Origin of the sequence: Enterobacter cloacae complex sp. SHL009 (assembly GCF_049237205.1) — a bacterium.
GTDB lineage: Bacteria > Pseudomonadota > Gammaproteobacteria > Enterobacterales > Enterobacteriaceae > Enterobacter > Enterobacter cloacae_M.
Window position 1 is genome coordinate 46431 of the sequence record NZ_JBMKIW010000010.1, and the last position, 24301, is coordinate 70731.

The following is a 24301-nucleotide window of genomic DNA, read 5'->3' on the forward strand; positions in this document are numbered from 1 at the left end:
CCTCACCCGCACGAGAGATGAAAATGGCCCAACACGACCAATTACACCGCTATCTGTTTGAACAATTCGCCGTGCGCGGCGAGCTGGTCACCGTATCCGAAACCTGGAAACAGATTCTGGAAAACCACAACTACCCGCTGCCGGTGAAGACCCTGTTGGGCGAACTGCTGGTTGCCACCAGCCTGCTGACGGCGACGCTGAAGTTTGCCGGTGATATCACCGTGCAGCTGCAGGGTGACGGCCCGATGACGCTGGCGGTAATCAACGGCAATAACCAGCAGCAGATGCGCGGCGTGGCGCGCGTTCAGGGCGACGTGCCTGAAAATGCAGACCTCAAAACGCTGGTGGGTAATGGCTACCTGGTGATCACCATCTCCCCTGAGGAAGGCGAGCGCTATCAGGGCGTGGTGGGCCTGGAAGGCGATACCCTGGCAGCTTGCCTGGAAGATTACTTCATGCGTTCTGAACAGCTGCCGACGCGTCTCTTCATCCGCACCGGTGAAGTGGACGGTCAGCCTGCTGCCGGCGGTATGCTGCTGCAGGTTCTGCCTGCGCAGGACGCACAGACCAATGACTTTGAGCACCTGGCGACGCTGACCGAAACCATCAAAGCGGAAGAGCTGTTCAACCTGTCGGCGACCGACGTGCTGTGGCGTCTGTACCACGAAGAAGAAGTGACGGTTTACGATCCGCAGTCCGTGGAATTTAAGTGCACCTGCTCCCGCGAGCGCTGCGCTGGCGCGCTGAAAACCCTGCCGGATGAAGAGATCGACAGCATCATGGCGGAAGACGGCGAAATTGATATGCACTGTGACTACTGCGGTACGCACTACGTGTTCAATTCGATGGATATCGCTGAGATCCGCAATAACGCCTCCCCGGCGGATCCGCAGGTTCACTAAACCCCTTTCCCCTCACCCTAACCCTCTCCCCTTTGGGAGAGGCTGGTGTGAGGGGCAAAAACCCCCGCTTAAGCTGAATCGTTTTCCTTATGTAACTCTTACGTAATTTTCTTACGTGTATGCGATTACATTCACATTCTTTCCGATAAAATCACCACTCTTTAACCTTTTCGGAACATTTTCCCCAACCAAAAAGCGATTCCTGCGATAATCCGCCTGCGCTGTGACTGGAGTCGCAGCGTTTTCCGTTAGTAAGGGTTTTGTCCAGATGCGTAAATCTATGAGCCCCGTCGCGGTTAACAACCTCAGAAAAACCCTACAATTTCAGGCAGTACATATTGGCTAAGGAGCAGTGATATGCGTGTTACTGGTTTAACCCCGCAAGATCTCAAGGCTTATGGTATTCACGACGTCCAGGAAATCGTCTACAACCCCGACTACGATACGCTGTATCAGGAAGAGCTCAATCCAGCACTGGAAGGATACGAGCGTGGTGTGTTGACGAATCTTGGTGCTATCGCCGTCGATACCGGTATCTTTACCGGTCGTTCGCCGAAAGATAAGTATATCGTCCGAGACGAAACCACCCGCGATACGCTGTGGTGGGCTGACAAGGGCAAAGGGAAGAACGACAACAAACCGCTCTCCCCGGAAACCTGGCAGCACCTGAAAGGGCTCGTCACCCATCAACTTTCCGGCAAGCGTCTGTTTATTGTCGACGCTTTCTGCGGCGCTAACGCCGATACCCGTCTCTCCGTGCGTTTTATCACTGAAGTGGCCTGGCAGGCGCATTTCGTGAAAAACATGTTTATTCGTCCAACCGACGAAGAGCTGCAGGATTTCACCCCGGATTTCATCGTGATGAACGGTGCGAAATGCACTAACCCACAGTGGAAAGAGCAGGGTCTGAACTCCGAAAACTTTGTGGCCTTCAACCTGACCGAACGTATCCAGCTGATCGGCGGTACCTGGTACGGTGGCGAAATGAAGAAAGGGATGTTCTCGGTCATGAACTACCTGCTGCCGCTGCGCGGTATCGCCTCCATGCACTGCTCGGCTAACGTCGGTGAAAAAGGCGACGTGGCGGTATTCTTCGGCCTGTCCGGCACCGGGAAAACCACCCTGTCCACCGATCCAAAACGTCGCCTGATTGGCGATGACGAACACGGCTGGGATGACGACGGCGTATTCAACTTTGAAGGCGGCTGCTACGCGAAGACCATTCGCCTGTCTGAAGAGGCCGAGCCGGATATCTTCCACGCGATCCGTCGCGATGCGCTGCTGGAAAACGTCACCGTGCGTGCCGACGGCTCCATCGACTTCGACGATGCGTCGAAAACGGAAAACACCCGCGTCTCTTACCCGATCTACCACATCGACAATATCGTGAAGCCGGTGTCAAAAGCGGGTCATGCCACGAAGGTCATTTTCCTGACGGCGGATGCGTTCGGCGTGCTGCCTCCGGTGTCTCGCCTGACGGCCAGCCAGACGCAGTACCACTTCCTCTCCGGCTTCACCGCCAAGCTGGCGGGTACCGAGCGCGGCGTGACGGAGCCAACCCCAACCTTCTCCGCCTGCTTCGGCGCGGCTTTCCTGTCGCTGCACCCGACGCAGTACGCTGAAGTGCTGGTGAAACGCATGCAGGCATCCGGCGCGCAGGCCTACCTGGTGAACACCGGCTGGAACGGTACCGGCAAACGTATCTCTATCAAAGATACCCGCGCGATTATCGACGCCATTCTGGATGGTTCTCTGGACGACGCCGAAACCTTTACGCTGCCGATGTTTGACCTGGCGATCCCAACGTCGCTGCCGGGTGTGGATACGCATATCCTCGACCCACGCAACACGTACGGTTCTCCGGAGCAGTGGCGCGAGAAAGCGGAATCGCTGGCGAAGCTGTTTATCGAGAACTTCGAGAAGTATACCGATACCCCGGCGGGTGCTGCGCTGGTGAGCGCAGGACCGAAGCTGTAGGTAAAAACAAAAAGGCAACGAAAGTTGCCTTTTTTAATGTTTTCTCCCTCTCCCGTGGGAGAGGGGCGGGGTGAGGGCATCAGACCGCAGAGACCGCATTTTGTCGGGTGGCGGCTTCACTTTACCCGACCTATAAAAAAGGGTGGCAATTGCCACCCTTTTTTTAACTCTCTTTCACCTGCCCCCGCGTCACCGGTACCGGCAGCCAGGCGCGAATGCTCAACCCACCCCGCTCGCTGGTGCCAATCTCCAGCAGTCCGTTGTGGTTATCGATGATACGCTGAACAATTGCCAGACCTAAGCCCGTGCCGCTGGTGCTGCGCGCGCTGTCGCCGCGCACAAACGGCTGAAACAGATGCTTACGCTGCTCGGGCTTGATGCCCGGACCGTCGTCTTCCACCTGGAACCAGGCGCGGTTGAGTTCAGACCCGCTGCTGACTTTAATCCAGCCATTGCCGTAGCGCGCCGCGTTGACCACCATGTTCGCCACTGCACGCTTAATGGAGAGCGGGTGCATGCGTACCTGAATCTCACCCGCCTGCAGGTCGGTATCAATTTCACGCTCGTAGCCGCTTTCCGCAGCCACCACCTCGCCCAGCACCGCGTTCAGATCCGCCATCTCCATCGGCATCTCCTGCCCGGTGCGCAGGTAGTCGATGAACTGCTCGATGATGGCGTTACACTCTTCGATGTCTTTGTTGATGGACTCTGCGAGATAACCGTCCTCTTCCCCCATCATCTCCGTCGCCAGACGAATACGCGTCAGCGGCGTGCGCAGGTCATGGCTTACGCCCGCCATCAGCAGCGTACGATCGTCCGCCAGCTGCTTCACGCCTGCCGCCATATGGTTAAACGCGCGCGTCACCGAACGGACCTCCGAGGCGCCATACTCGCGCAGAGGAGGTGGAATAATCCCTTTACCGACCTGCAGCGCGGCGTGCTCCAGGTCGACCAGCGGTCGGTTCTGTATACGGATAAATAGCCACGCACCGCCTATCGCCAGCAGCATAATCGCCAGGGTGTAGCGGAACAGCGGCGAGAAGTCGCCCTGATGGATTTCGGTCAGCGGAACGCGCACCCAGATATTGGGTGACAGCCAGGTTTTCAGCCAGACGACGGGCGAGCTTTTGTTGACCTCAACGCGCACTTCCGTCGGGCCGCCCAGCTGCTGCGCCATCTGCTGGCTGAGAAATTCGTAGTGCTGCGCCCAGCGCAGGCCAGCGTCTTCCGCCGCTTCGTTGGAGTAGAGCGAAATGCCCAGCTCACGGTAGATTTCACGGCGAAACGCCGGGGGAACGACGAGCTGCGTGCCGTCCTCCAGCTGCAGTTTATCGGTCATCAGCATACGGACTTCGTAGGCCAGGACCTTATTAAACTGCTGGAGGCTCGGCAGGATCGCAAAGTTCAGCACCACCAGATAGGTCGTCACCAGGCTGACGAACAGCAGGGTGACGATCAGTAACAGGGTGCGGGCAAACGAGCTACGCGGCGAGAAGCGCATTCGCCTCATGCTTTAGAGCCGTCCGGGACGAACACGTAGCCCAGACCCCATACGGTCTGAATATAACGAGGATGAGCAGGATCTTCTTCCACCATGCGGCGCAGGCGAGAGATCTGCACGTCAATAGAGCGTTCCATTGCGGAGTATTCGCGACCGCGCGCCAGGTTCATCAGCTTGTCACGGGAAAGCGGTTCACGCGGGTGGCTGACCAGCGCTTTTAGTACCGCAAACTCGCCGCTGGTGAGCGGCATTGGCTCGTCTTCACGGAACATCTCGCGCGTGCCGAGGTTCAGCTTGAACTTGCCGAAGGCGATGACGGCTTCTTCCTGCGACGGTGCACCAGGCAGTTCGTTCGCCTGACGGCGGAGAACAGCGCGAATACGCGCCAGCAGTTCACGCGGGTTAAACGGTTTTGGAATATAGTCGTCCGCGCCGATTTCGAGGCCCACGATACGGTCAACTTCCTCGCCCTTCGCCGTCACCATGATGATCGGCATCGGGTTGCTCTGGCTGCGCAGACGGCGGCAAATAGAAAGCCCGTCTTCGCCAGGCAGCATCAGGTCGAGAACCATCAGGTGGAAAGATTCACGGGTCAGCAGACGGTCCATCTGCTCAGCGTTCGCGACGCTACGAACCTGGAAGCCCTGCTCGGTCAGATAACGTTCCAGCAGCGCGCGCAGGCGCATGTCGTCATCCACGACCAGAATTTTGTAGTTCTCTTGCATTGTGTGTACTCCCAAAGGTTCGGATAGTCTTTGTAACAGCGTATTCTAAAAAAGTGCACGTATTCGACCAGTTAATTCTGGTATAAATTCTAGTCGAAATTGTTACAAAGCATATTTAACAGCAGCTTATCTGCTCATTTCATCACATAAATCATTATTAATCCTGTCTGTTACACTGTGTGGTACGTATTGTGCGCAAGACAGTTAACCGGCAGGCAGCAAAGGCTTTACCATGAAAACGCCCCTGATCACCCGCGAAGGGTACGAAAAGCTCAAAAAAGAGATGGATTACCTCTGGCGCGAAGAGCGTCCTGAAGTAACCAAAAAGGTGACCTGGGCGGCAAGCCTGGGCGATCGCAGCGAAAACGCTGACTACCAGTACAACAAAAAGCGGCTGCGCGAAATTGACCGCCGGGTTCGCTATCTGACGAAGTGCCTCGAGAATCTCAAAATTGTCGATTACTCCCCGCAGCAGGAGGGCAAAGTGTTCTTCGGCGCGTGGGTGGAGATTGAAAACGACGATGGCGACACCCTGCGTTTTCGCATTGTCGGCTACGATGAAATTTTTGGTCGTAAGGATTACATCTCCATCGACTCCCCGATGGCCCGCGCGCTGCTGAAAAAGGAAGTGGGCGATCTGGCCGTCGTTCAGACCCCTGGTGGTGAAGCCAGCTGGTACGTCAATGAGATCGTCTACGTAAAATAGTCCGAGAGCGCCCTCCCCGGCTGGCATTTTGCCGTATCAGCCCGTATAACTATCCCCTGATTTTTTCGACTCAACAGATGATAAAGCCATGATGAAAGATTCGCTCTGCCGCATTATTGCGGGTGATATTCAGGCCAGAGCCGAACAGGTAGAAGCTGCCGTTCGCCTGCTTGATGAAGGGAACACCGTGCCGTTTATTGCACGCTATCGTAAGGAAGTCACCGGCGGTCTGGATGACACGCAGCTGCGTAACCTGGAGACCCGTCTGGGCTATCTGCGCGAGCTGGAAGAACGTCGTCAGGCGATCCTCAAATCCATCGGCGAACAGGGCAAGCTGACCAGCGAGCTGGAAAGCGCCATCAACGGCACCCTGAGCAAAACCGAACTCGAAGATCTCTATCTGCCGTACAAACCGAAGCGCCGCACGCGCGGGCAGATTGCGATTGAAGCGGGTCTTGAGCCGCTGGCCGACCTGCTGTGGAACGAGCCGTCCCACGACCCGGAAACCGAAGCGGCGAAATTCATCGACGCCGACAAAGGCGTAGCGGACACCAAGGCCGCCCTCGACGGCGCGCGCTACATTCTGATGGAGCGCTTCGCCGAAGACGCCGCCCTGCTCGCTAAAGTGCGTGATTACCTGTGGAAGAATGCCCACATCGTCTCTACCGTCGTCGCGGGTAAAGAGGAAGAAGGCGCGAAATTCCGCGACTACTTCGATCACCACGAACCGATCTCTACCGCCCCTTCACACCGTGCGCTGGCGATGTTCCGCGGCCGCAACGAAGGCGTGCTCCAGCTCTCCCTGAACGCCGACCCGCAGTTTGACGAGCCGCCGAAAGAGAGCCACTGCGAGCAGATCATTATCGACCATCTCGGCCTGCGCCTGAACAACGCCCCGGCGGACAGCTGGCGCAAAGGCGTGGTGAGCTGGACCTGGCGCATCAAGGTGCTGATGCACCTCGAAACCGAGCTGATGGGCACCGTGCGCGAGCGCGCCGAAGATGAAGCAATCAACGTCTTCGCCCGTAACCTGCACGACCTGCTGATGGCCGCCCCTGCCGGCCTGCGTGCGACCATGGGTCTCGATCCGGGCCTGCGTACCGGCGTGAAGGTCGCTGTGGTGGACGGTACCGGCAAGCTGGTGGCGACCGATACCATCTATCCGCACACCGGCCAGGCAGCGAAAGCGGCCGTCGTGGTGGCGGCGCTGTGCGAAAAATACAACGTGGAGCTGGTTGCCATCGGCAACGGTACGGCCTCACGCGAAACCGAGCGTTTCTACCTCGACGTGCAGAAGCAGTTCCCGAAAGTGACGGCGCAGAAAGTGATCGTCAGCGAAGCGGGGGCATCCGTCTATTCCGCGTCCGAGCTGGCGGCCCAGGAGTTCCCGGACCTGGACGTTTCCCTGCGCGGTGCGGTCTCTATCGCACGCCGCCTGCAGGATCCGCTGGCGGAGCTGGTGAAGATCGACCCGAAATCCATCGGCGTGGGCCAGTATCAGCACGACGTGAGCCAGACTCAGCTGGCGCGCAAGCTGGATGCGGTGGTGGAAGACTGCGTAAACGCCGTCGGCGTTGACCTGAACACCGCCTCCGTTCCCCTGCTGACCCGCGTGGCGGGCTTAACCCGCATGATGGCGCAGAACATCGTCGCCTGGCGTGATGAGAACGGCCAGTTCCAGAACCGTCAGCAGCTGCTGAAGGTGAGCCGTCTGGGGCCAAAAGCCTTTGAGCAGTGTGCAGGCTTCCTGCGAATCAACCACGGCGATAACCCGCTGGATGCCTCCACCGTTCACCCGGAAGCGTACCCTGTGGTGGAACGCATTCTGGCCGCCACCCAGCAGGCGCTGAAAGATCTCATGGGTGACAGCAGCGCCCTGCGCAACCTGAAAGCCGTTGATTTCACCGACGACAAGTTTGGTGTCCCAACCGTCACCGACATCATCAAAGAGCTGGAAAAGCCGGGCCGCGATCCGCGTCCTGAGTTCAAAACGGCGACCTTTGCTGACGGCGTGGAAACCATGAACGACCTCCTGCCGGGCATGGTGCTGGAGGGCGCGGTGACCAACGTCACCAACTTTGGCGCGTTTGTGGATATCGGCGTGCATCAGGACGGTCTGGTGCATATCTCTTCCCTCGCCGACAAGTTCGTTGAAGACCCGCACACCGTGGTTAAAGCGGGTGACATCGTGAAGGTCAAAGTGCTGGAAGTGGATCTGCAGCGCAAGCGTATCGCGCTGACCATGCGTCTGGACGAGCAGCCGGGCGACACCAGCGCGCGCCGCGGCGGCAATGGCGGTGGCCGCGAGCAGCAGCGCCCGGCCGCGAAAGCGGCAAAACCGCGCGGACGTGATGCTCAGCCTGCTGGCAACAGCGCGATGATGGATGCGCTGGCGGCTGCTATGGGTAAGAAACGCTAAGGCTGTCAATGCCCCTCACCCTAACCCTCTCCCCAAAGGGGAGAGGGGATCGCACGGTGCGGTCTTTTCCCCTCGTCCTCATGGGTGGGGGGAATAAATTCATATCGAAATATATGAAACCGATTGCATAGCCATATTTAAACCACGAATTATCATCCCGTTAACAAATACTCCCCTTTTCGTTTTCCAGGCAATTCAGCAAATATTGAGCAAGGTCAAACAGGCCGTAAATTAATACCGTAAACAACATTCCGTCACAGTTTTAATATTGCTGATAAAAACTATTCTCATTATCATCCCATAGTAGATAATTTAACCTTTCGTGGAATCAGGCGTTATGCAATTCACTCCAGACAGTGCATGGAAGATTACCGGTTTTACCCGCGAAATTAGCCCGGCCTATCGGCAAAAGCTGCTGTCGCTGGGCATGCTGCCCGGCTCGTCATTCCAGGTCGTGCGCGTGGCGCCGCTGGGCGATCCGGTTCACATCGAAACCCGCCGCGTGAATCTGGTGCTGCGTAAGAAAGACCTCGCGTTAATAGAAGTCGAAGCCTTATCCCGATAACAAGCCAGCGGTTTCAGTGAGTCTAAAAAAATGAAAAAGTTAACTATTGGCTTAATTGGCAATCCTAATTCCGGCAAGACCACCCTTTTTAACCAGCTGACCGGCGCACGCCAGCGCGTGGGCAACTGGGCGGGCGTGACGGTTGAGCGTAAAGAGGGCCAGTTCACGACAACAGACAACCAGGTGACGCTGGTCGACCTTCCCGGCACATACTCCTTAACCACCATTTCGTCGCAAACCTCGCTCGATGAGCAGATTGCCTGCCACTATATTCTTGGCGGCGACGCGGACCTGCTGATCAACGTGGTCGACGCCTCCAATCTCGAGCGTAACCTTTATCTGACGCTGCAGCTGCTGGAGCTGGGGATCCCCTGCATTGTGGCGCTCAACATGCTCGACATTGCGGAGAAACAAAAGCTGCGTATCGACGTCGATGCCCTCTCCGCGCGCCTGGGTTGCCCGGTCGTTCCGCTGGTCTCGACGCGCGCTCGCGGTATTGATGCGCTGAAGCTGGCCATTGACCGTCACCAGGGCAATCATGACATTGAGCTGGTGCATTACGCGCAGCCTCTCCTGCGCGAAGCCAACGTGCTGGCGCAGGAAATGGACACCGGTATGCCAGCAAAACAGCGCCTGTGGCTTGGCCTGCAGATGCTGGAAGGGGATATCTACAGCCGCGCTTACGCCGGGCATGCGGCCGATAAGCTGGACGCCACGGTGGCCCGTCTTAGCGACGAGCTGGACGACCCGGCGCTGCACATCGCCGATGCACGTTACCAGGCCATCGCCTCGATTTGCGACGTTGTCAGCAACGCCCTGACGGCAGAGCCCAGCCGCTTTACGGCGGCGGTGGACAAGGTTGTGCTTAACCGCTTCCTCGGTTTGCCCATCTTCCTGCTGGTCATGTACGTGATGTTCCTGCTCGCCATTAACATCGGCGGCGCCCTCCAGCCCATTTTCGACGCCGGTTCCGTCGCGGTCTTCGTCCACGGAATTCAGTGGGTAGGGTATACCCTTCACTTCCCGGAATGGTTGACCATCTTCCTCGCGCAGGGGATCGGCGGCGGTATCAATACCGTTCTGCCGCTGGTGCCGCAGATCGGCATGATGTACCTGTTCCTCTCGTTCCTGGAAGATTCCGGCTACATGGCGCGCGCCGCGTTCGTGATGGATCGTCTGATGCAGGCGCTGGGTCTGCCGGGTAAATCCTTCGTCCCGCTGATTGTCGGCTTCGGCTGTAACGTGCCGTCGGTGATGGGAGCCCGCACCCTGGATGCGCCGCGTGAACGTCTGATGACCATCATGATGGCGCCATTTATGTCCTGCGGTGCCCGTCTGGCCATTTTTGCGGTCTTTGCCGCAGCCTTCTTTGGTCAGCAGGGCGCGCTGGCGGTCTTCTCGCTCTACGTGCTGGGCATCGTGATGGCGATCCTGACCGGTTTAATGCTGAAACACACCATCATGCGCGGTGAAGCGTCACCGTTCGTTATGGAGCTGCCGGTGTACCACGTCCCCCATCTGAAAAGCCTGGCGATCCAGACCTGGCAGCGCCTGAAAGGCTTCGTGCTGCGCGCCGGTAAGGTGATTGTCATCGTCAGCATTTTCCTGAGCGCCCTGAACAGCTTTACCCTCAGCGGACAGGCAGCGGATAACATTAACGACTCTGCCCTCGCCTCCGTCAGCCGCGTCATCACGCCGGTCTTCAAACCGATTGGCGTGCATGAAGATAACTGGCAGGCAACCGTCGGCCTGTTCACCGGCGCGATGGCAAAAGAGGTGGTTGTCGGTACCCTGAACACGCTCTACACCGCTGAGAACATTCAGGAGCAGGACTTTAATCCGGCAGAGTTTCATCTCGGTCATGAACTGCTGGGTGCCGTAGAGGAAACCTGGCAGAGCCTGAAGGACACCTTTAGCCTGAGCGTGCTGGCGAACCCGATTGAGGCCAGCAAAGGTGACGGCGAAATGGCGACGGGTGCCATGGGCGTGATGGGCGAGAAATTTGGCAGCGCGTCCGCGGCCTACAGCTACCTCATCTTTGTTCTGCTCTACATTCCGTGCATCTCCGTGATGGGGGCGATTGCCCGCGAGTCCAGCCGCGGCTGGATGGGCTTCTCCATCCTGTGGGGGTTAAACATTGCCTACTCGCTGGCGACGCTGTTTTATCAAATCGTTAACTTCAGCCAGCATCCGCGCTACAGCCTGGTCTGCATTCTCGCGGTTGTGCTGTTTAACGTGTTAGTGCTCGGCCTGCTGCGGCGTGCGCGCAGCCGCGTCGACATCGACCTGCTGGCAAACCGTAAAACCGCCGCAACCTGCTGCAGCAGCCCGGCGGGCGACTGTCACTAAGGAGCAACCTATGGCATCGTTGATTCAGGTTCGTGACCTGCTGGCACTGCAAGGGCGAATGCAGGCGAAACAGCTGAGCCTCAGCCTGCATACGCCGCAGCCGATGATCGATGCCATGCTGGAAAGACTGGAAGCCATGGGGAAAGCCGTACGGATTCAGGAAGACGCGGAGGGCTGTCTCTCCGGCAGCTGTAAAAGCTGTCCGGAAGGAAAGGCCTGCCTCAAGGAGTGGTGGGCGCTGCGTTAATAAAGCCGGGCATAGCTGCCCGGCTTTATCGTATTACTTGTAGACGTCCGCCGTTGCGCGCACGTTTTTGGTCTGCTTTTCAGCGCTGGTGACGACGTAGTACGTTCCGCCCAGCTCATCCGCTTTCTTCGACAGCTCTTTTCTCGCGTCCATCGGCGCGGTGGTGTCAGACGTAGAAATCTCACCAATTTTCGTCAAATTCATACCGGCAACTTTATCTTTTTCCAGCTCTTTTGCCGCAAAGACGCCAAATGACAGTGACCCAATAACCAGAGAAGTGACAATACCTGTAACAAGTTTCATAGCCTGACTCTCCATAGGATTGTTGTTTTGATTATCGTAGGCAGAACAACCGCAACGACATCTGGAGTATGGTTGCGGTGTGTTATTTTTTCCAGGATGGATAGAAAATAATCAGTCTAAACGTTGACTTAACGCAATGAGCGCTGAACAAAATTCCGTCGGATGAGAGATAAACGGGGCATGCGCGGCTTTGGCAACGATCTGCGATTCGCTGTCCGGCCAGAGCGAATCCAGCAGCGGAACCACTTTGCGCGGCACAATCCCGTCGAGATAACCGTAGATACGCAGGTGCGGCACCGTCAGAGCTGCCAGCGGTTCGCGCAGGTCAACCGTTTTCAGGAGCTCAAGACCGCCGTTAAGCACCTCAACCTCCGGCATCGGCAGCGACAGCACGGTCTGCTTCAGCGTACGGGCATCCTGACGCGCGGTTTCAGTACCCATCGTCTGCAGCGCGAGGAACCGCTCTACTGTCCGCTGGAAATCGTCGCTCAGCTGCTGCTGGAACCCCGCCAGCACCTCTGGCTTGATACCGGGCCACGCGTCCCGCGCGCTAAAACAGGGCGACGACGCCACCGTCACCAGCGCTTTTACGCGGTCAGGTCTCGACAGCGCAATCTGGCTCGCCACCAGCCCGCCCAGGCTCCAGCCCAGCCAGATGGCATTTTGCGGAGCAGCGTTCAGAACCTGCTCCGCCATCTCATCAAGCGACATGGCCCCAAAACCGCGGCTGCGGCCATACCCCGGCAAATCCACCAGATGCAGCGTGAAATGCGAGGCGAGTTCCTCGCTTACGCAACGCCATACTTCAGCATTCAGTCCCCATCCGTGCAGCAGCACAAGATGGCAATTTCCTGTCCCGACGGTCTGCCACCACAGCGTCTTCATCAGTTACTGTTCTCTTTTTTCACATGGAGGTTGCACATGCTAACAGTACCTGGGTTGTGCTGGCTATGCCAAATGCCGCTGGCGCTCAGCGGGTGGGGCGTATGCTCCGTCTGCACGCGATCGCTGCAATGGCGTATCGGGATCTGCCCACAATGTGGTTTACCGGCCACGAATCCCGCTTTGCCCTGTGGCCGTTGCCTGAAAAAGTCCCCGCCGTGGAGCGCGATGGTGGCGGTGGATGATTATGTTCCGCCGCTGAACAGGCTGATCCACGCGCTGAAGTTTTCCGGGCAGAGCTCGCTGGCACAGCCCCTTGCTCGCCTGCTGTTGCTGGCGGTTTTGCAGGCGCGACGTCAGCGGGCTCTGCCAAAAATCGACATGGTGGTGAGTGTCCCCCTATACCGGCGTCGTCACTGGCGGCGCGGCTATAACCAGAGTGACCTGCTCTGCCGTCCCCTCGCGCGGTGGCTCGGCTGCCGGTATGAGGCCCACGCGCTGACACGCGTTCATGCCACCGCCATCCAGCATCAGCTCAGCGCCCGGCTTCGCAAAAGAAACCTCAAAAATGCCTTTCGCCTTGAATTGCCGGTCGACGGTCTCCATATCGCGATTGTGGATGATGTCGTCACCACGGGCAGTACCGTTGCTGAACTTTCCCGACTGCTTTTGCGAAGCGGCGCCGCGTCGGTTCAGGTATGGTGTCTGTGCCGTACCTTGTAGCCCTTCTTCAATGGGCGTATGATTATACCCAGGTAATTTAGTCAACTATTAGGCCAAAGCTATGATCCGTATTTCCGATTCTGCACAAGCGCACTTTGCCAAACTGCTGGCAAATCAGGAAGAAGGGACGCAGATCCGCGTGTTTGTGATTAATCCAGGCACTCCGAATGCAGAATGTGGTGTTTCTTATTGTCCTCCGGACGCTGTGGAAGCCACCGACACTGCCCTTAAATTTGAGCAGCTCACCGCCTACGTTGATGAGCTGAGCGCACCGTATCTTGAAGATGCGGAGATCGACTTCGTCACCGACCAGCTGGGTTCTCAGCTGACCCTGAAAGCACCGAACGCGAAAATGCGTAAAGTCTCTGACGATGCCCCGCTGATGGAGCGCGTTGAGTATCTGCTGCAATCCCAGATCAACCCACAGCTGGCGGGCCACGGCGGCCGTGTTTCCCTGATGGAAATCACCGACGAAGGTTTTGCCATCCTGCAGTTTGGCGGCGGTTGTAACGGTTGTTCAATGGTCGATGTCACCCTGAAAGAAGGGATCGAGAAGCAGCTGCTGAACGAGTTCCCGGAACTGAAAGGCGTGCGTGACCTGACCGAACACCAGCGCGGCGAGCACTCTTACTACTGATTCATTGCCCATCTGTATTGCCCGGTGGCGCTGCGCTTACCGGGCCTACAAAACCCTGCTCCCCCTCTTCGCTCCCCTCTATATGTTGACCTGCGTCTCATAATTCACATTTTGCCTGCCAGGGTGATTCTCAATCACGTCATGTTACCCGTATCATTCTCATGGGCACTAAGCACACCCATAACAGCCGACTAAACTTAATCGTTTAAAAGGCATCAGTATTAGTGCCGTTACTTCTCTGTTCCCAGTTGGGACAATCGGAATTTGTCGTTGAAACAATGACGTTACCCATAACAATTCAAAGGCCAGGTAAATCATGCCATTAGTCATCGTTGCTATCGGTGTTGTGTTATTACTGCTCTTGATGATCCGTTTCAAAATGAACGGATTTATCGCTCTGGTTCTGGTGGCACTTGCAGTCGGTCTGATGCAAGGGATGCCGCTGGTGAAAGTTATCAGCTCGATTAAAGCCGGTGTCGGCGGCACGCTCGGCAGCCTGGCATTGATCATGGGCTTCGGCGCCATGCTCGGCAAAATGCTGGCAGACTGCGGGGGCGCGCAGCGTATTGCCACCACGCTTATCGACAAATTCGGTAAGAAGAACATTCAGTGGGCAGTAGTGTTAACCGGCTTTACCGTTGGTTTCGCGCTGTTCTATGAAGTGGGCTTCGTATTGATGCTGCCGCTGGTGTTCACCATTGCGGCTGCCGCGAGCATCCCGCTGCTCTATGTCGGCGTGCCAATGGCTGCGGCGCTGTCCGTGACCCACGGCTTCCTGCCGCCGCACCCGGGTCCAACCGCTATCGCGACCATCTTCCACGCGGATATGGGTAAAACTCTGCTGTTCGGTACGATTCTGGCGATCCCGACGGTGATTCTGGCCGGCCCGGTTTATGCCCGCTTCCTGAAAGGCATTGATAAGCCGATTCCGGAAGGTCTGTACAGCGCCAAAACCTTCACCGAAGAAGAGATGCCGGGCTTTGGCGTCAGCGTCTGGACCTCCCTGGTACCGGTGATCCTGATGGCGATGCGCGCCGTAGCGGAGATGATCCTGCCTAAAGGTCATGCGTTCCTGTCCGTGGCGGAATTCCTGGGTGACCCGGTGATGGCAACGCTGATTGCCGTGCTGATCGCGATGTTCACCTTCGGCCTGAACCGCGGCCGTTCAATGGATCAGATCAACGATACGCTGACCTCTTCCATCAAAATCATTGCCATGATGCTCCTGATCATCGGCGGTGGCGGTGCATTCAAGCAGGTTCTGGTCGACAGCGGCGTGGACAAATACATCGCCGCCATGATGCATGAAACCAACGTATCGCCGCTCCTGATGGCCTGGTCTATTGCCGCGGTTCTGCGTATTGCGCTGGGTTCAGCGACCGTTGCGGCGATCACCGCAGGCGGTATCGTTGCCCCGCTGATTGCGACCACGGGCGTCAGCCCTGAGCTGATGGTTATCGCCGTCGGTTCCGGTAGCGTGATTTTCTCTCACGTTAACGATCCGGGCTTCTGGCTGTTCAAGGAGTACTTCAACCTGACTATCGGTGAAACCATCAAGTCCTGGTCCGCGCTGGAAACCATTATTTCGGTGTGCGGTCTGGTCGGGGTGCTGCTGTTGAATATGGTGGTCTGATGTAAAAAAGCCGGGTGACGCTGACGCTTACCCGGCCTATATTCTATTCCCTCTCCCTCTGGGAGAGGGTTAGGGTGAGGGTAGAATTACTACTTCTTGCCCACCGCCCTTCTGCGCTTATCCAAATCCTTGATCAGCCTGTTCACCCCGTCATCGGCAAACATCGCCTCAAGCGTGGTGGACAGCTTTCGACGCCAGTTCTTGTACTGATAGCTGGTGCCTGGGATGTTCACCGGCTCCGCCATATCAATCCAGTCTTCAGGCTGCAGGCCCAGCAGGGCGCTGTTGCTGTCGGCAATATAGCGCTGTAGGCCGCGATTGAGGGTCGCGGTCATCGACATCAATGACGCCTTATGTCCGGCACGTTTCGGCAGACAGCCCTGCTTGTGCAGCGCATCCAGCAGCCCCTGCTTAGAGAGCTCGCGATCCTGATACAGGCCGCGCAAAACCTCTTCATCAGGATACAGACCCAGCGTTTTACCGAGCGTCAGATCGCCGCTTTCCCAATAGCCACGAAGCGTAGGAAGGTCATGCGTCGTCGCGACTGCCATTGACTGTTCAGGGTACGCTTTCGGCGCGCGGAAGGTTTTCTCATGGTCGTTTTCAAAATAGAGCACTTTATAGGAGTAGACGCCGCTGTCGCGGAGCTTGCTGACAATTTCCACCGGCACGGTACCGAGATCTTCACCGATCACCATGCACTGATGGCGCTTACTTTCCAGCGCCAGGATCGACAGCAGATCGTCAACCGGATACTGCACGTACGCGCCGTGATCGGCCGTTTCACCGTACGGGATCCACCACAGACGCAGCACGGACATCACATGGTCGATACGCAGCGCCCCGCAGTTCTGCATGTTCGCGCGCAGCAGGTCGATAAATGGCTCGTAGGCGCGCGCCGCCATGACGTGCGGATCCATCGGCGGCAATCCCCAGTTCTGGCCGAGCGGGCCAAGGATATCCGGTGGCGCGCCGACGGAGGCTTTCAGACAGTAAAGCTCGCGGTCGCACCAGGTTTCCGCGCCGCCTTCCGCCACGCCCACGGCCAGATCGCGGTACAGGCCAATCGGCATCTTATAGCCCTGGCTCACCTGCCAGCAGGCGGCAAACTGGCTGTACGCCAGCCACTGCAGCCACAGGTAGAAGTCCACTTCATCGGCATATTTTTTACAGAACGCTTTTACTTCAGGCGTGTCGACGGACTGATACGCTTCCGGCCAGACCGGCCAGCCCCAGCGCATTTCGTCCTCTTTCACCTGATACGCGTGCAGCGCATCAAACGCCGCCTGCCAGTACAGGCTCTCGCCCTCCTGCGTTACAAACTGGCGGAACGCGGCCATCTGCTCGTCATCACGCTGCGAAAAGCCTTTCCACGCCAGACGCAGAGCGGCCATTTTCAGCGCCGTGACGGTGGAATAGTCCACCCAGTCCGCGTCGCGCGCCTGCTTCAGTGCCTGCTGCGTGGTGCTGAGTTTCCACCACGCCTGCGCCTCTTTGCTGTTTTTGAAGTCATCTAACGCGTTAACGTCGATATAAATCACGTTCAGCCAGCGGCGGGACGACGGGCTATACGGGCTGGCGCTCTCCGGGTTGGCCGGATAGAGCGCGTGGATCGGGTTGAGCCCGATAAACGCGCCGCCGCGCTCGCCTACATCCACCAGCATCTTTTTCAGATCGCCAAAATCACCGATGCCCCAGTTGCTGTCGGAGCGCAGGGTGTAGAGCTGCACGCAGGCGCCCCACAGCTTTTTGCCTTCGAGCAGCGCCTGCGGCTCGTAGCAGCGTTTTGGCGCGACGATCACCCGGCAATGGAAACGCAGGTCATCCTGGGTGAGCGTGAGGGTGTGATACCCCTCCGGCAGCTTCGCCGGAAGGTTTAACGTTTTGCCGCCGGTGGCGTGGCCTTTGTGCTGATGCCCCTCTTCGGTGGTAAGCAGCCAGCTAAACTCGCCGCGCCCCTCCACCGCCAGCGGCATCTTTTTGCCTGCGGTGAACACCTTCACGTTCGGCACCGGCGCAACCGACGCTTTCGCGTCGGCCTTGTGCATGGCATCCAGCAAACGTCTTTTGGTGTCGGCGCCAATAGACTGCGGTTTGCCGTGCGCATTAATGTAACTGAGGCTGATCCCCGCCGCCTGCGCGGCGCTGTCCAGACGTTTACTCTCCATCGCGCTTCCTTAGCGTTTTGCCTGCCAGATACGGGCCTGATAATCACGGATTGAACGGTCAGAGCTGAACATACCGCAGCGCGCAGTGTTCAGAATGCACGCGCGGGTCCAGGCCTCCTGGTCGCGATACAGCACGTCGACCTGCTTTTGCGCTTCAACGTAGGCCGTGAAGTCCGCCATCACCAGATACGGGTCACCGCCGTGTTTGTCCATGCTGTGCAGCATCTGGTCAAACGCGTGCTTGTCGCCGTCGCTGTATTTACCGCTTTCCAGCTCCTTCAGCACCGCGTCGAGCACCTTGTCTTTCTTACGCCATTTCACCGGGTCATAGCCTTTAGCCTTGATGGCTTTCACCTCTTCCACGGTGTGGCCGAAGATAAAGATGTTCTCTTCACCCACCTTCTCGGCGATTTCGACGTTGGCCCCGTCGAGCGTGCCGACGGTCAGCGCGCCGTTCAACGCCAGCTTCATGTTGCCGGTACCGGATGCTTCTTTACCTGCGGTAGAGATCTGCTCGGAAATATCCGCCGCCGGGATCAGCATTTCCGCCGCCGAGACGCAGTAGTCCGGCAGGAACACCACCTTCAGCTTGTCGCCCACTTTCGGATCGCTGTTGATCGCCGCCGCCACTTTATTGATGGCGAGGATAATGTTTTTCGCCAGGTAGTAGCCCGGCGCCGCTTTCGCACCGAACAGGAACACGCGCGGCACGCGGTCGGCCTGCGGGTTCTCGCGGATCTCTTTGTACAGCGCCAGAATGTGCAGCAGGTTCAGGTGCTGACGTTTGTACTCGTGCAGACGTTTGATCTGAATGTCGAAAATGGCATTCGGGTTGATCTCAATCCCGGTACGCATTTTCACGAACTCAGCCAGGCGAACCTTGTTCTCCAGCTTGATCGCGCGGTACTGCTCGCGGAATTTCGCGTCGTCAGCCTGTTTTTCCAGGTTGATGAGCTGGTCCAGATCGTTGGCCCACTCTTTCTTCAGGGTCTTATCCAGCAGACCGGCCAGCAGCGGGTTGCACTGCTTGATCCAGCGACGCGGCGTGATGCCGTTGGTCACGTTGTGGAATTTGGTCGGCCACAGCTGGTGGTATTCCGGGAAGAGATCTTTGACCACCAGATCCGAGTGCAGCGCCGCCACGCCGTTCACCGCAAAGCCGCTGACCACGCACATGTTCGCCATGCGCACCTGCTTGTCGTGAACCACCGCCAGCTTCGCCCAGACCGCCTTGTTGCCCGGCCAGGTTTTATCCACGAGCTTTTTAAACTGGTCGTTAATTTTGTTGATGATCTGCATGTGGCGCGGCAGCAGCGTTTTCACCAGCTTCTCATCCCAGCACTCAAGCGCTTCTGGCATCAGGGTGTGGTTGGTGTAGGCAAAGGTACGGCTGGTGATGGCCCAGGCGTCGTCCCAGCTCAGCTGGTGCTCGTCGATCAGCACGCGCAGCAGCTCCGGGATGGCAATGGTCGGGTGCGTGTCGTTGAGCTGAATCACTTCAAAGTCCGGCAGCTGCGCCAGCTTGCGGCCCTCCAGGTGATGGCGACGCAGAATGTCCGCCACGGAGCAGGCGCACTGGAAGTACTGTTGCATCAGGCGCAGCTTTTTACCGGCCAGGTGGTTGTCGTTCGGATAGAGGACTTTGGTCAGCTTCTCGGCGTCGATGCCCTGCTGCTCGGCGCGCAGGAAATCGCCGTCGTTGAATTTGGTCAGGTTAAACGGATGCGCGTGCTTCGCCTGCCACAGACGCAGCGGCTGCGCCACGCCGTTACGATAGCCGAGCACCGGCAGATCCCAGGCTTCGCCGGTGATGGTGAACGCCGGTTCCCAGAGCCCCTGCTTTGTCACTTTCCCGCCAATGCCGACCTGCACATCCAGCTGCGCGTTGTGGCGGAACCACGGATAGGTATTGCGATGCCAGTCGTCCGGCGCTTCCATCTGATGGCCATCGGCAAACGACTGACGGAACAGGCCGTACTGGTAGTTCAGACCATAGCCGATCGCCGACTGGCCGACGGTCGCCATGGAGTCAAGGAAACAGGCTGCCAGACGTCCCAGGCCGCCGTTGCCCAGCGCCGGGTCAATCTCTTCTTCGAGCAGGTCGGTCAGGTTAATGTCGTGTTCTTTGAGGACGTCACCGACGTCCTGATACCAGCCAAGGTTCAACAGGTTGTTGCCCGTCAGACGGCCAATCAGGAATTCCATAGAGATATAGTTCACGTGACGCTGGCCTTTAACAGGCTTCGCCACCGGTTGAGCATCCAGCTGCTCTGCGAGCGCACCGCTCACGGCCTGCCACCACTGATGAGGCGTCATCTCGTTTGCAGCATGAAGGCCAAAACGCTGCCACTGACGCGTCAGGGCAGCCTGGAATTGAGCTTTGTTGAAGGTAGGCTGTGACATAGGGGATCGGCATCCTTTAGAAAGAAAACACAAGTTGGCGCTAGTGTGCCTGGCTCATTTCCCCTCTTCCTCCTCCTGTGGGGGATTAGACAGGGAGGAGTAGCGGGGATGAGCATAAAAGTGTGATCGAGGCCACTCTCAGAGCATAGTTCGAGTGTGCCCGGAAGATAAAAAAGTAATCGGGGAGAATGTCAAAGAAATGAAATGCAGTTTCGGGTGAGATTAATCCGTTCTGAAATGATTACTTACGTAGAATAATAATTTAGTTATCGGGTTACATCTCCGGAGACTATTACTCTCACTCAACTTTACCCGCACTTTATTAAATTTGACGTCACTATACCTTTCTGAAACCAGTTTCAGCGCAGCGGCAATGTATACAGACAAGCCAGCAGTGACGCGGCGTTACGGCCCTTTCGAGAAAGTTCCAACATTTGCCTGAATGTTTTGTGACAGAGTGCAAATTCAGAACCACAAAACCCAGACATAACTTGCAATAGTTCTCTTTCTGTTCGACCTTATATCGTATTAATTACGAAGCGCAAAAAAAATAAAATCTCTCGTTCCCCACAGTGAAGTGAAACCTATGTTGATTCCGTCTAAATTAAGTCGCCCGGTTCGTCTTGACCATACAGTGGTCCGCGAGCGTCTGTTGGCTAAACTTTCCGGCGCGCATAATTTCCGACTGGCGCTGGTTACGAGTCCTGCAGGCTATGGAAAAACAACGCTCATTTCGCAATGGGCCGCGGGTAAAAGCGATCTTGGCTGGTACTCCCTCGACGAGGGCGATAACCAGCAGGAGCGTTTTGCCAGCTATCTGATTGCCGCCATACAGCAAGCCACCCATGGACACTGCGTCGCCAGTGAGGTGATGGTGCAAAAGCGCCAGTACGCCAGCCTGTCCTCCCTTTTCTCTCAGCTGTTTATCGAACTGGCCGAATGGCATCGCCCGCTTTACGTGGTGATCGACGATTACCATCTCATCACGAATCCGGTGATTCATGAATCGATGCGTTTCTTCCTCCGCCATCAGCCGGAAAACCTGACTTTAGTGGTGCTGTCACGCAACCTGCCGCAGCTGGGCATTGCCAACCTGCGCGTGCGCGATCAGCTTCTGGAAGTGGGCAGCCAGCAGCTGGCCTTTACCCACCAGGAAGCGAAGCAGTTCTTTGACTGCCGCCTGACATCACCGATTGAGGCCGCCGAAAGCAGCCGTCTGTGTGATGACGTTGCCGGCTGGGCCACGGCGCTGCAGCTTATCGCGCTCTCTGCCCGACAAAACAACAGTCCGGCGCATCAGTCTGCGCGGCGTCTGGCGGGCATCAACGCCAGTCACCTTTCTGACTACCTGGTGGATGAGGTGCTGGACAGCGTCGATCCCTCGACGCGTAATTTCCTGCTGAAAAGCTCTCTGCTGCGCTCCATGAACGATGCGCTCATCGTGCGCGTGACGGGGTGTGAAAACGGCCAGCTGCAGCTCGAAGAGATTGAACGTCAGGGTCTTTTCCTGACGCGCATGGACGATCCCGGCGAGTGGTTTAGCTATCACCCGCTGTTTGGCAGCTTCCTGCGCCAGCGCTGTCAGTGGGAACTGGCGGTTGAACTGCCGGAGATCCACCGCGCCGCTGCCGAAAGCTGGATGGCGCAAGGCTTTCCGAGCGAGGCCATCCACCACGCGCTGGCCGCCGGTGATGCCAGCATGCTGCGCGATATCCTCCTCAATCATGCGTGGGGCCTGTTTAACCACAGCGAGCTGACGCTGCTGGAAGAGTCTCTCAAAGCCCTGCCGTGGGAAAGCCTGCTGGAGAACCCGCGTCTGGTGCTGCTGCAGGCCTGGCTGATGCAGAGCCAGCACCGCTACAGCGAAGTGAACACCCTGCTGGCGCGCGCCGAGCAGGAGATGGAAAGCGAAATGGATACCACCCTGCACGGCGAATTTAACGCGCTGCGCGCTCAGGTGGCCATTAACGACGGCGACCCGGACGAAGCTGAACGGCTGGCGATGGTCGCGCTGGATGAACTGCCGCTGGCTAACTTTTACAGCCGCATCGTTGCGACCTCCGTCCACGGCGAAGTGCTGCACTGCAAAGGCGACCTCACGCGTTCGCTTTCACTGATGCAGCAAACCGAACAGATGGCGCGTCGTCATGATGTCTGGCACTACGCGCTGTGGAGCCTGATCCAGCAGAGCGAGATTTTATTCGCGCAGGGGTTCCTGCAGGCCGCCTGGGAAAACCAGGAGAAAGCGTTCCAGCTGATTCGCGAGCAGCATCTGGAACAGCTGCCGATGCACGAGTTCCTATTGCGTATTCGCGCTCAGCTGCTGTGGGCCTGGTCGCGTCTGGATGAAGCGGAAAGCTGCGCCCGCCAGGGTGTGGATGTCCTTTCCAGCTTCCAGCCTCAGCAGCAGCTGCAGTGCCTGGCGCTGCTGGTGCAATGCTCGCTGGCGCGCGGCGATCTCGATAACGCCCGCAACCATCTGAACCGCCTGGAGAACCTGCTCGGCAACGGTCAGTATCATAGCGACTGGGTCTCTAACGCCGATAAGGTCCGGGTGATTTACTGGCAGATGACCGGCGATAAAAAATCCGCCGCCAACTGGCTGCGTCAGACGCCAAAACCGGAATTTGCTAACAACCACTTCCTGCAGAGCCAGTGGCGCAACATTGCCCGCGCGCAGATCCTGCTCGGTGAAATAGAGCCCGCAGAGATTGTGCTGGAAGAGCTGAACGAGAACGCGCGCAGCCTGCGTCTGATGAGCGACCTGAACCGTAACCTGCTGCTGCTGAACCAGCTTTACTGGCAGGCGGGTCGTAAAAACGATGCCCAGCGCGTGCTGCTGGAAGCGCTGCAGCTGGCTAACCGCACAGGGTTTATCAGCCACTTTGTGATTGAAGGTGAAGTGATGGCGCAGCAGCTGCGTCAGCTTATTCAGCTCAACACGCTGCCGGAGCTGGATCAGCATCGCGCCCAGCGCATTCTGCGCGAGATAAACCAGCATCATCGGCACAAGTTTGCGCATTTTGATGAGAACTTCGTTGAACGTCTGCTGAACCACCCGGAAGTGCCGGAGCTTATCCGCACCAGCCCGCTCACGCAGCGCGAATGGCAGGTTCTGGGGCTGATCTATTCAGGCTACAGTAACGAGCAGATTGCCGGCGAGCTGGCGGTGGCGGCGACCACCATCAAAACGCATATCCGCAATCTGTATCAGAAGCTGGGCGTGGCGCATCGTCAGGATGCGGTACAGCATGCGCAGCAGCTGTTGAAGATGATGGGGTATGGCGTTTAGGTTTTGTGCGGCCTGATGCCCTCACCCGGGCCCTCTCCCACAGGGAGAGGGAGAAAGTTTTGTAGGTCGGGTGAGCGCAGCGCCACCCGACACAAGTCCTAGCACAATTCCAGCTGCAAATTATTATCTTTAATCACCTGCATCACGCCCGCTGGCGGCATCACGTCGGTGTAGACCGCATCCACCATGCTGATGCTGCCCATGTTCACCATCGCATTTCGGCCAAACTTCGAATGGTCTACCACCAGCATCACGTGGCGTGAGTTCTCAATAATCGCGCGCTTGGTGCGCACCTCGTGATAATCAAACTCCAGCAGCGAGCCGTCGCTGTCGATGCCGCTGATCCCGAGAATGCCGAAGTCGAGGCGGAACTGAGAGATAAAATCGAGGGTCGCTTCGCCGATAATCCCGCCGTCGCGGCTGCGCAGTTCGCCGCCCGCGAGGATGATGCGGAAGTCATCTTTCTGCATCAGGGTATTGGCCACGTTCAGGTTGTTCGTGACCACGCGCAGGTTCTCGTGATCCAGCAGCGCATGGGCGACCGCTTCCGGCGTCGTGCCGATATCAATAAACAGCGTCGCGCCGTTCGGGATCTGGCTGGCGACCTTGCGGGCAATGCGCTCTTTCTCTGCCGTCTGCGTGGCTTTACGGTCGTGCCAGGAGGTATTGACCGAACTGGACGGCAGCGCCGCGCCGCCGTGGTGGCGAAGAATGCGGTTCTGATCGGCCAGGTCGTTCAGGTCACGACGAATGGTTTGTGGGCTGACGGCAAACTGCTCCACCAGCTCTTCGGTGCTGACGTATCCCTGTTTTTTTACCAGTTCGATAATAGCGTCATGACGTTGTGTTTGTTTCATCAATTATCCCTG

At 57.6% G+C, this 24301-nt stretch carries 18 protein-coding genes; 11 read left to right on the forward strand and 7 right to left on the reverse strand.

The genetic code is table 11. The annotated features are described in order from the left end of the window. Positions 1-17: 17 nt before the first annotated feature. Together hslO and pckA are read left to right on the forward strand one after the other, a co-directional pair. On the forward strand, positions 18-902 hold the full coding sequence (gene hslO / locus ACOTZC_RS19595; protein ID WP_161495995.1) for an Hsp33 family molecular chaperone HslO: 885 nt from the start codon (positions 18-20) through the stop codon (positions 900-902). 357 nt (positions 903-1259) lie between these two features. Then, the gene (pckA, locus tag ACOTZC_RS19600; RefSeq protein ID WP_023309493.1) at positions 1260-2879 is read left to right on the forward strand and encodes a phosphoenolpyruvate carboxykinase (ATP); all 1620 of its coding nucleotides are present in this window, start codon (positions 1260-1262) and stop codon (positions 2877-2879) included. 163 nt (positions 2880-3042) lie between these two features. Here the strand turns inward: pckA and envZ are convergent, their stop codons facing one another. Together envZ and ompR are read right to left on the reverse strand one after the other, a co-directional pair. Beyond that, positions 3043-4389 (reverse strand): two-component system sensor histidine kinase EnvZ, encoded by a 1347-nt coding sequence (gene envZ, locus ACOTZC_RS19605; RefSeq protein WP_023309494.1) that lies wholly within the window; start codon positions 4387-4389, stop codon positions 3043-3045. Next, on the reverse strand, positions 4386-5105 hold the full coding sequence (gene ompR, locus ACOTZC_RS19610; protein ID WP_001157751.1) for a two-component system response regulator OmpR: 720 nt from the start codon (positions 5103-5105) through the stop codon (positions 4386-4388). The genes envZ and ompR overlap by 4 nt, the downstream gene beginning before the upstream one ends. A 232-nt stretch (positions 5106-5337) precedes the next feature. On the opposite strand from ompR, the gene greB reads away from it, so the two are divergent. From greB to feoC, 5 genes are all read left to right on the forward strand, one after another. Next, positions 5338-5811: a transcription elongation factor GreB gene (gene greB, locus ACOTZC_RS19615; RefSeq protein ID WP_023309495.1), complete on the forward strand. Its 474-nt coding sequence runs from the start codon at positions 5338-5340 to the stop codon at positions 5809-5811. An 88-nt stretch (positions 5812-5899) separates the two neighbouring features. Beyond that, a complete protein-coding gene (locus ACOTZC_RS19620; protein ID WP_045403361.1) occupies positions 5900-8230 on the forward strand; it encodes a Tex family protein in 2331 nt (776 codons plus the stop codon). A 337-nt stretch (positions 8231-8567) separates the two neighbouring features. Continuing rightward, on the forward strand, positions 8568-8795 hold the full coding sequence (feoA, locus tag ACOTZC_RS19625; RefSeq protein WP_008503050.1) for a ferrous iron transporter A: 228 nt from the start codon (positions 8568-8570) through the stop codon (positions 8793-8795). A 30-nt stretch (positions 8796-8825) separates the two neighbouring features. Next, the gene (gene feoB, locus ACOTZC_RS19630; RefSeq protein WP_163354615.1) at positions 8826-11144 is read left to right on the forward strand and encodes a Fe(2+) transporter permease subunit FeoB; all 2319 of its coding nucleotides are present in this window, start codon (positions 8826-8828) and stop codon (positions 11142-11144) included. A 10-nt stretch (positions 11145-11154) separates the two neighbouring features. After that, on the forward strand, positions 11155-11391 hold the full coding sequence (gene feoC, locus ACOTZC_RS19635; RefSeq protein ID WP_045403358.1) for a [Fe-S]-dependent transcriptional repressor FeoC: 237 nt from the start codon (positions 11155-11157) through the stop codon (positions 11389-11391). Between the two features lie 33 nt (positions 11392-11424). On the opposite strand, the gene ACOTZC_RS19640 is transcribed toward feoC, so the two are convergent. After that, a complete protein-coding gene (locus ACOTZC_RS19640; RefSeq protein WP_023309499.1) occupies positions 11425-11694 on the reverse strand; it encodes a YdgH/BhsA/McbA-like domain containing protein in 270 nt (89 codons plus the stop codon). Between the two features lie 111 nt (positions 11695-11805). After that, on the reverse strand, positions 11806-12579 hold the full coding sequence (gene bioH, locus ACOTZC_RS19645) for a pimeloyl-ACP methyl ester esterase BioH (RefSeq protein ID WP_163354614.1): 774 nt from the start codon (positions 12577-12579) through the stop codon (positions 11806-11808). Between the two features lie 36 nt (positions 12580-12615). Between bioH and gntX the strand changes: the two genes are divergently transcribed. The 3 genes from gntX (at position 12616) to gntT (ending at position 15569) form a co-directional block, all read left to right on the forward strand. After that, positions 12616-13299 carry a DNA utilization protein GntX gene (gene gntX / locus ACOTZC_RS19650; protein ID WP_421635961.1) on the forward strand — a complete coding sequence of 228 codons (684 nt, stop codon included), beginning with the start codon at positions 12616-12618 and terminating at the stop codon, positions 13297-13299. Between the two features lie 61 nt (positions 13300-13360). After that, positions 13361-13936, forward strand: a complete 576-nt coding sequence (gene nfuA, locus ACOTZC_RS19655; RefSeq protein ID WP_008503055.1) for a Fe-S biogenesis protein NfuA — start codon at positions 13361-13363, stop codon at positions 13934-13936. Positions 13937-14252: 316 nt separating this feature from the next. Beyond that, a complete protein-coding gene (gene gntT / locus ACOTZC_RS19660) occupies positions 14253-15569 on the forward strand; it encodes a gluconate transporter (RefSeq protein ID WP_024907902.1) in 1317 nt (438 codons plus the stop codon). Positions 15570-15658: 89 nt separating this feature from the next. Here gntT and malQ read toward each other — a convergent pair whose 3' ends face one another. Beyond that, entirely contained in the window at positions 15659-17737 is a 2079-nt protein-coding gene (gene malQ / locus ACOTZC_RS19665; RefSeq protein WP_045403350.1) for a 4-alpha-glucanotransferase, read from the reverse strand. Between the two features lie 9 nt (positions 17738-17746). Continuing rightward, positions 17747-20140, reverse strand: coding sequence for a maltodextrin phosphorylase (gene malP, locus ACOTZC_RS19670; protein ID WP_126304225.1), 2394 nt, complete (start codon positions 20138-20140; stop codon positions 17747-17749). Between the two features lie 586 nt (positions 20141-20726). On the opposite strand from malP, the gene malT reads away from it, so the two are divergent. Then, positions 20727-23432 carry an HTH-type transcriptional regulator MalT gene (malT, locus tag ACOTZC_RS19675; protein ID WP_023309505.1) on the forward strand — a complete coding sequence of 902 codons (2706 nt, stop codon included), beginning with the start codon at positions 20727-20729 and terminating at the stop codon, positions 23430-23432. A 98-nt stretch (positions 23433-23530) separates the two neighbouring features. On the opposite strand, the gene ACOTZC_RS19680 is transcribed toward malT, so the two are convergent. Next, positions 23531-24289 carry a DeoR/GlpR family transcriptional regulator gene (locus ACOTZC_RS19680; protein WP_008503060.1) on the reverse strand — a complete coding sequence of 253 codons (759 nt, stop codon included), beginning with the start codon at positions 24287-24289 and terminating at the stop codon, positions 23531-23533. Positions 24290-24301: the final 12 nt, after the last annotated feature.

Bases quoted from the DNA above. Each gene is read 5' to 3' on its own strand.
- hslO (WP_161495995.1), top strand. From the start codon at position 18: ATGAAAATGGCCCAACACGACCAATTACACCGCTATCTGTTTGAACAA.
- pckA (WP_023309493.1), top strand. From the start codon at position 1,260: ATGCGTGTTACTGGTTTAACCCCGCAAGATCTCAAGGCTTATGGTATT.
- envZ (WP_023309494.1), bottom strand. From the start codon at position 4,389: ATGAGGCGAATGCGCTTCTCGCCGCGTAGCTCGTTTGCCCGCACCCTG.
- ompR (WP_001157751.1), bottom strand. From the start codon at position 5,105: ATGCAAGAGAACTACAAAATTCTGGTCGTGGATGACGACATGCGCCTG.
- greB (WP_023309495.1), top strand. From the start codon at position 5,338: ATGAAAACGCCCCTGATCACCCGCGAAGGGTACGAAAAGCTCAAAAAA.
- ACOTZC_RS19620 (WP_045403361.1), top strand. From the start codon at position 5,900: ATGATGAAAGATTCGCTCTGCCGCATTATTGCGGGTGATATTCAGGCC.
- feoA (WP_008503050.1), top strand. From the start codon at position 8,568: ATGCAATTCACTCCAGACAGTGCATGGAAGATTACCGGTTTTACCCGC.
- feoB (WP_163354615.1), top strand. From the start codon at position 8,826: ATGAAAAAGTTAACTATTGGCTTAATTGGCAATCCTAATTCCGGCAAG.
- feoC (WP_045403358.1), top strand. From the start codon at position 11,155: ATGGCATCGTTGATTCAGGTTCGTGACCTGCTGGCACTGCAAGGGCGA.
- ACOTZC_RS19640 (WP_023309499.1), bottom strand. From the start codon at position 11,694: ATGAAACTTGTTACAGGTATTGTCACTTCTCTGGTTATTGGGTCACTG.
- bioH (WP_163354614.1), bottom strand. From the start codon at position 12,579: ATGAAGACGCTGTGGTGGCAGACCGTCGGGACAGGAAATTGCCATCTT.
- gntX (WP_421635961.1), top strand. From the start codon at position 12,616: ATGCTAACAGTACCTGGGTTGTGCTGGCTATGCCAAATGCCGCTGGCG.
- nfuA (WP_008503055.1), top strand. From the start codon at position 13,361: ATGATCCGTATTTCCGATTCTGCACAAGCGCACTTTGCCAAACTGCTG.
- gntT (WP_024907902.1), top strand. From the start codon at position 14,253: ATGCCATTAGTCATCGTTGCTATCGGTGTTGTGTTATTACTGCTCTTG.
- malQ (WP_045403350.1), bottom strand. From the start codon at position 17,737: ATGGAGAGTAAACGTCTGGACAGCGCCGCGCAGGCGGCGGGGATCAGC.
- malP (WP_126304225.1), bottom strand. From the start codon at position 20,140: ATGTCACAGCCTACCTTCAACAAAGCTCAATTCCAGGCTGCCCTGACG.
- malT (WP_023309505.1), top strand. From the start codon at position 20,727: ATGTTGATTCCGTCTAAATTAAGTCGCCCGGTTCGTCTTGACCATACA.
- ACOTZC_RS19680 (WP_008503060.1), bottom strand. From the start codon at position 24,289: ATGAAACAAACACAACGTCATGACGCTATTATCGAACTGGTAAAAAAA.